Below are 6,090 nucleotides of genomic sequence, written 5' to 3'. Positions count from 1 at the left end.
GGCGCCGCGGGCGGGAGGCCGGTCGGCCGCGTAAAGGGGCGCGAAGCCCGTCGCGCCCGCGGTACCGACTGACCGCGGGCGGCCCGCGTCAGTGGCCGATTTCCTTCAGCAGCGCGGCGGCCGCGAGCTTGCCGATGCCGTTCGACGCGAGCGGGCTGTCGCCCGTGATCAGCTTGCGGTCCTGATGGCAGCGGCCGGTCATGTCCTTGTTGAGCACCTTCGCGCCGAGCTTTTCCAGGCTTTGCGCGACGAGCCACGGCAGCGGGCCCGGCATGTAGCCGATCTCGAGATTCGGGCCGGTGTCGAGCGCATCCGGGAACACGCACATCTCGTAGCCCTTGAACGGGTAGTGCTGCGGATCTTCGTCCACGGCGGCCGACAACAGGCTTGCGGGCCCGTGGCACAGCGTGATGATGTGCCGGTCGTAGTCGAGCGCCCATTGCAGCGCGCGCTTCACGTCCTTGCTGTACGGAATGCCGGCGAGGACGCCGTGGCCGCCCGGAATGAACACGGCGATGTACGGCGATTCGGGGCCGAGGTCGGCGTCGAGCACGTCGGACAGCTTCAGCGGCGTCTTGAGCTTCGGCAGGTACTTCCGGTACGTGCTCTGCACCGCCTCGTCGTCGCCCGGCATCGCCCAGAGTTCGAGTTTCGCGGGGTTGCCCGACAGCGTCGCGATATCGATCTCGAAGCCGGCCTGGTCCATGTGATGCATCGGCAGCAGCATTTCGACCGGATGATTGCCGGTCGAGAACATCTTGCCGTTCGTCATCAGGACGTAGCGCTCGTCGGTCGCGATCATCAGCACCTTCCACTTGCCGCCCGTGTACGGATTCGGGTAATCCGCGCCGGTGAAATCGGTCTTCGACGACGTGTACTGCGACAGCGAATACGGGGACGGAAAGTACGCGTTGTTTTCGGCCGGATCGGGCGAGGGCGTTCTGTCCATCTGCGGCTGTTCGGAAGTCATGGCTGCTCCTTACTCGGGGGGGCGGATTGAGGATTCGGCATGGAAAACGGCCAAAACGCGGGCATTGCGCATGCACGGTTTCGAATCGGCGGCGTGGGCCTCCGTTCATGCCCGGGACGAGGGGACGCGGGTCCCGAAGAACCGGTTGTGCGCCGTCATGAATCGTACAGCGGCACCCGTCGCGCCACGCCCCCCCGATCAGGTGGGTCGTGACACTGCACCGCGCACCTTGCGCACCTCGTTGTGGATACGCCCGGCACGTGACGTGCGGATGTCCGCCGGGCCGGCGCAAGCGCCGACTCCCCCTGACAGGGGGGGGCGCCGACGCCGGCGCGTCGGGTATCGTGGCCGCACTCGCGAAGACCGGACCCGGCGGATGCCCGGGCCGTGCCGCCCGCGGGCGTGCCGCTTTGCCCGGCCGGCATCGTGCCTGACCGGTCGCTTATGGAGCCCTTCATGAATCCGTCACAGCCGCATTTGCACGATGCGTCGGCCCCGTCCGCGCATGCGTATCCGCTGCTGATCAAGCAGCTGCTTCACACGCCGCTCGCGACGCGGCCCGAGCAGGAGATCGTGTACGGCGACCAGGTCCGGCACGATTACTGGACGTTCCGGCATCGCATCGGGCAACTCGCGAGCGGGTTGGCGTCGCTCGGCGTCGGCGCAGGCGATACGGTCGCCGTGATGGACTGGGACAGCCACCGCTACCTGGAGTGTTATTACGCGATCCCGATGATGGGCGCGGTGCTGATGACCGCGAACGTCAGGCTGTCGCCCGACCAGCTCCTCCATACGCTGAACCATTGCGGCGCGCGGGTCGTGCTGGTGCATCGCGATTTCCTGCCGTTGCTGGACGGCATCCGCGACCGGCTCGTCGCCGCGCAGCGCTTCGTGCTGATCGCGGACGGCGCCGAGACCGGGCTGCCCGACGGTTTCGCCGACGAATACGAACGGCTCGTCGCGGCCAGCTCGCCCGATTTCGTGTTCGACGATTTCGACGAGAACACCCGCGCGACGACGTTCTATACGACCGGCACGACCGGGCTGCCGAAAGGCGTCGCGTTCAGCCACCGCCAGCTCGTGCTGCACACGCTGGCGGGGATGGCCGCGCTGTCGAGCGCGCGCGATCGCGGGCGCCTGCATCGCGACGATGTCTACATGCCGATCACGCCGATGTTCCACGTGCACGCGTGGGGGCTGCCGTATATCGCGACCACGCTCGGGCTCAAGCAGGTGTACCCGGGGCGCTACTCGCCCGACGGGCTGCTGGCGCTGATCGCGCGCGAGTCGGTGACGTTCTCGCACTGCGTGCCGACGCTGCTCGGCATGATCCTCGACTGCCCCGCATCGGCGTCGGTCGATCTTTCGTCGTGGAAGGTGGTGGTCGGCGGCTCGCCGTTGCCGGAAGGGCTCGCGCGGGCGGCGCTCGCGCGCGGCATCGACGTGTACACCGGCTACGGGATGTCGGAGACCTGCCCGCTGATGACGATCGCCCAGGTCGATGCGTCGCCGATGGCGAACGGCACGGCCGACGACGACCTCGCGCGCCGGACGAAGGCGGGGCTGCCGCTGCCGCTCGTCGACCTGCGCATCGTCGATGCGCAGTTTCGCGACGTGCCGCATGACGGCCGCGCGGCCGGCGAGGTGGTCGTGCGCATGCCGTGGGCGACGGCCGGCTATCTCGGCGACGCGCCGGCAACGGCGTCGTTGTGGGCCGGCGGCTATCTCCATACGAACGACATCGGCGTGATCGATCCGGACGGCCGGCTGCAGATCACCGACCGGATCAAGGACGTGATCAAGACGGGCGGCGAATGGGTGTCGTCGCTGGAGCTCGAGGACATCCTGTCGCGGCACCCCGCCGTACGCGAATCGGCCGTCATCGGCGTGAAGGACGCACGCTGGGGCGAGCGGCCGCTCGCGCTCGTCGTGCTGGCCGACGATCACGTCGGGCGCGTCGATCCGGCCGAGTTGCAGGCGCACGTGAAGCAGGTGGCCGATCGCGGGCTGATCTCGCGGTACGCGGTGCCGGAACGGCTGCTGATCGTCGACGCGATTGAGAAGACGAGCGTCGGGAAGATCAACAAGCGGGCGCTGCGGGAACGCTACCAGCCCGCGTGACGGTGCGGCCGGCCGGGCGCCGGCCGCCGGCCGCGCCCGCTCAGCCGAGCGTCGTCTTGCCGAGATCCTCGAAAAGCCGGACGTTGTCCCAGTACGCGGCCAGCCGCGCGATGCGGCCGTCGGCATCGAACTCGAACACGAACGCGTGCCGCAGCGTGAACGACCGGCCGCGGTTCCGGATGCCGAGAAAGTCCCGCGCCTGGGTGCCGCGGATCGTGACCTCGGCGGTGGCGTGGCGGCCGCCATCATCCGCATGAATGGCGTCGATCCCGTTCGACAGGTCCGGGAATGCGTCCAGCAGCGTGCCCCAGATCATCCTGCCGTGCGTGGCCACCGGAGCGGCCGCGCCGGCCGGCACATAGTCGAGGGCGGCAGCGGGAGAAAAGAGCGCGAGCATCCCTTCGATGTCATGCTGGCGATACCGGTCGAAAAAGGCGGCGACGACGTCGCGACGGTTCATGCGGACTCCTGGCGGAACGACTGGGGAAACGGTCCCGACGCGCGGCGCGAGCCGGCTGTGCAGGACACCTTCCGGTCAGGATGGGGCGACTTTCCCGGCGCGGTAGCCCCCCGAATGGGGGGCTGAACAGCACCCGCCCGATCGAGAACAATGCGAGTCCTTCCGTTCGACCGGCGCGCGCCGCGGTACGGACATCACCTACTTTTGACGGCCGTCGCCGTGTCGCTATGCTGTCTCGGTGCGCGGCGGCACCGCGCCGCGCACCGGGCCGTACCGTGGCCCGGCCTTCCAGGCGGACGCACGCGCGCAGCGCAAGGAGAACAGGAACAGCATGACGTCCAGCGACAGCAGACAAGCAGCAGGGCCTGCGGACGCCGACGGGATCGAAGTGCTGGTGCGCACCAAGCTCGCACCGGCGTCGGCCCGTGGAATCGTGTCGCGCATCGCGCGCTTCGGCCGGCTCGCGCGCGGCCTCGATCGGCGGCTGACGCTCGTATGCGCGCCGGCCGGGTACGGCAAGACGACGGTGCTGGCGGAGTGGCGCCACGCGCTCGTGGCGACGAACGTGAAGGTCGCCTGGGTGAGCCTCGACCAGGACGACGACAACGCGTCGATTTTCTCGTCGTACGTGGTGGCGGCGATCGTCGACGCGACGGGCGGGGTCGGCGGCCGCGCGCAGCGGCTGCTGCGCGACCGCGCGCTGATTCCGCTGAAGATCGTGTTCGACGAATTGCTCAACGAGCTGGAGGTCGCGGGCGTCGAGCTGGTCCTGATGCTCGACGACTACGACCGCCTCGCATCCCCCGTCATCCACGACGCGATGTTCGAGCTGCTGCGCTATGCGCCATCGAACCTGCACGTGGTGCTGTCGTGCCGCTCGGCGCCCGCGTTGCCGCTCAGTTATTTCGAATCGCGCGACGAGCTCGTCCGGGTCGACGAGGACGATCTGCGCTTCGACGAAGCGGAGACGCGCGCGTTCTTCGAGCGCGTCGCCGGCAAGCCGCTCAGCGCGGAAAACGTCGGGCGGCTGCGCGCGGCCACCGAAGGCTGGGTGTCGGGCCTGCAGCTCGCCGCGCTCGCGTTGCGCGACGACAACGATGCGGCGCGCGTCGCCGAGCAGGTCAGCCATGCGCGCGCCGGCATTGCCGCGTACCTGAACGAGAACGTGATGACGCAGGTGCCGGATGCGATCCGTCATTTCCTGCTCTGCACGGCCGTGCTGGACCGGATGACGCCCGCGCTGTGCGATGCGCTGACCGGCCGCGACGATGCCGTCGCGTGCCTGGAGTGGCTGAGCGCGCACAACCTGTTCATCCGCTCGGTCGACGGCGGCCGCCGGAGCTACCGGTATCACGCGCTGTTCCTGCAATACCTGCGCGAGGAGCTGGCGTTGCGCCGGCCGGACGAGGTCGCCGCGCTGCATCACCGCGCGAGTGCGTGGTACGCGGCCGAACGGCAATGGACGGATGCGGTCAGGCATGCGCTCGCCGCCGGCGATTTCGACGCGGCCGCCGGCTGGGTCGAGGCGTGCGCGATGAAGCTGATCGCCGCGAGCGACGTCCGCACCGTGCTCGACTGGGTATCGCGCCTGCCGGAGCCGGCGCTGGCGGGCCGCCTGCGGCTGCGGATCGCGCACGTGTGGGCGCTGGCGCTGTCGATGCAGATGGTCGACGCGCGCCGCGCGCTGGAGGCGATCGAAGCCGACATCGACGCACGGCGGCTCGGTACGGATGCGGTCACCGACACCGAATTGCTTGGCGTTCGCTCGCTCATCGCGGGGCTGTCGGACCGGAGCATCGAGTCGCTCGAGCTCGGCGAGCGCGTGCTGGCGGCCGGCCCGCCGGCCGGCTCGTGGGTCGAGCAGATCGGGCAGACCACGCTCATCTTCGGGCTCGGCTACGCGGGCCGCCTCGACGATGCGCTCGACCTGCGCGCGCGCGCGGAACGCGCGGCGTCGGGCCACGAGCCGCTGTTTGCGCATGTGTACCGGCAGAACATGTCCGGCCTCGCCGAATTCGTCGCGGGTCGCCTGCACGATGCGTCGAAGACGTTCGAGACCGCACTGCGCGGTGCGGAACGCTCGGCGGGGCGGCTGTCGGCGGCGACGGCGCTGTCGGCCGGCTACCTGTCCGCGATCTATTACGAATGGAACGACTGGCCGAAGGTGCGCGAAGCGCAGCGCGACCGTTTCGACATCGCGATGCAGGCGTGTTCGCTCGGGCCGCTGCTGCGGTTCATGCAGACGGCCGCGGTGCTGCAGTTCCGGTCGGGCAACGAGGCCCGCGCGCACGAGATGCTCGACGAGGCCGACCACATCGCCTGCAGCCGGCAATGGCTGCGGCTGCGCGTCGCCTGCATGGCGACCGGCGTGCGGCTGCACGTGAGCGCGGGAAAGCTGACGCAGGCCCATCGTGTCGGCCGCGCGCTGGCGGCGCTGGTGTCGACTGAGCCACCGGAAGCCGCGTCGAGCTATGTCGAGACGTGGCAGATGGCGCAGTCCGCGCGAGCGCGGCTGCTGCTTGCCGATGCCCGCGCGGAA

4 protein-coding genes are annotated in these 6,090 nt (G+C 69.5%); 2 read left to right on the top strand and 2 right to left on the bottom strand.

Annotated features, from left to right (window positions below):
- Positions 1 to 88: 88 nt before the first annotated feature.
- Positions 89 to 970 carry a glyoxalase III HchA gene (gene hchA / locus G3N99_RS32870; RefSeq protein ID WP_174939603.1) on the bottom strand — a complete coding sequence of 294 codons (882 nt, stop codon included), beginning with the start codon at positions 968 to 970 and terminating at the stop codon, positions 89 to 91.
- Positions 971 to 1,426: 456 nt separating this feature from the next.
- Between hchA and G3N99_RS32865 the strand changes: the two genes are divergently transcribed.
- Positions 1,427 to 3,091 (top strand): fatty acid--CoA ligase, encoded by a 1,665-nt coding sequence (locus tag G3N99_RS32865; protein WP_174983862.1) that lies wholly within the window; start codon positions 1,427 to 1,429, stop codon positions 3,089 to 3,091.
- Positions 3,092 to 3,131: 40 nt separating this feature from the next.
- Here G3N99_RS32865 and G3N99_RS32860 read toward each other — a convergent pair whose 3' ends face one another.
- Entirely contained in the window at positions 3,132 to 3,551 is a 420-nt protein-coding gene (locus tag G3N99_RS32860) for a nuclear transport factor 2 family protein (RefSeq protein ID WP_206124454.1), read from the bottom strand.
- 331 nt (positions 3,552 to 3,882) lie between these two features.
- Here G3N99_RS32860 and G3N99_RS32855 point away from each other — a divergent pair.
- Positions 3,883 to 6,090 (top strand): helix-turn-helix transcriptional regulator (locus tag G3N99_RS32855; RefSeq protein WP_206124453.1); only part of this gene is annotated, 2,208 nt, incomplete at its 3' end.

Origin of the sequence: Burkholderia sp. Ac-20392, assembly GCF_017104585.1 — a bacterium.
Lineage (GTDB): Bacteria > Pseudomonadota > Gammaproteobacteria > Burkholderiales > Burkholderiaceae > Burkholderia > Burkholderia lata.
This window is presented reverse-complemented; position numbering and strand designations above follow the sequence as displayed.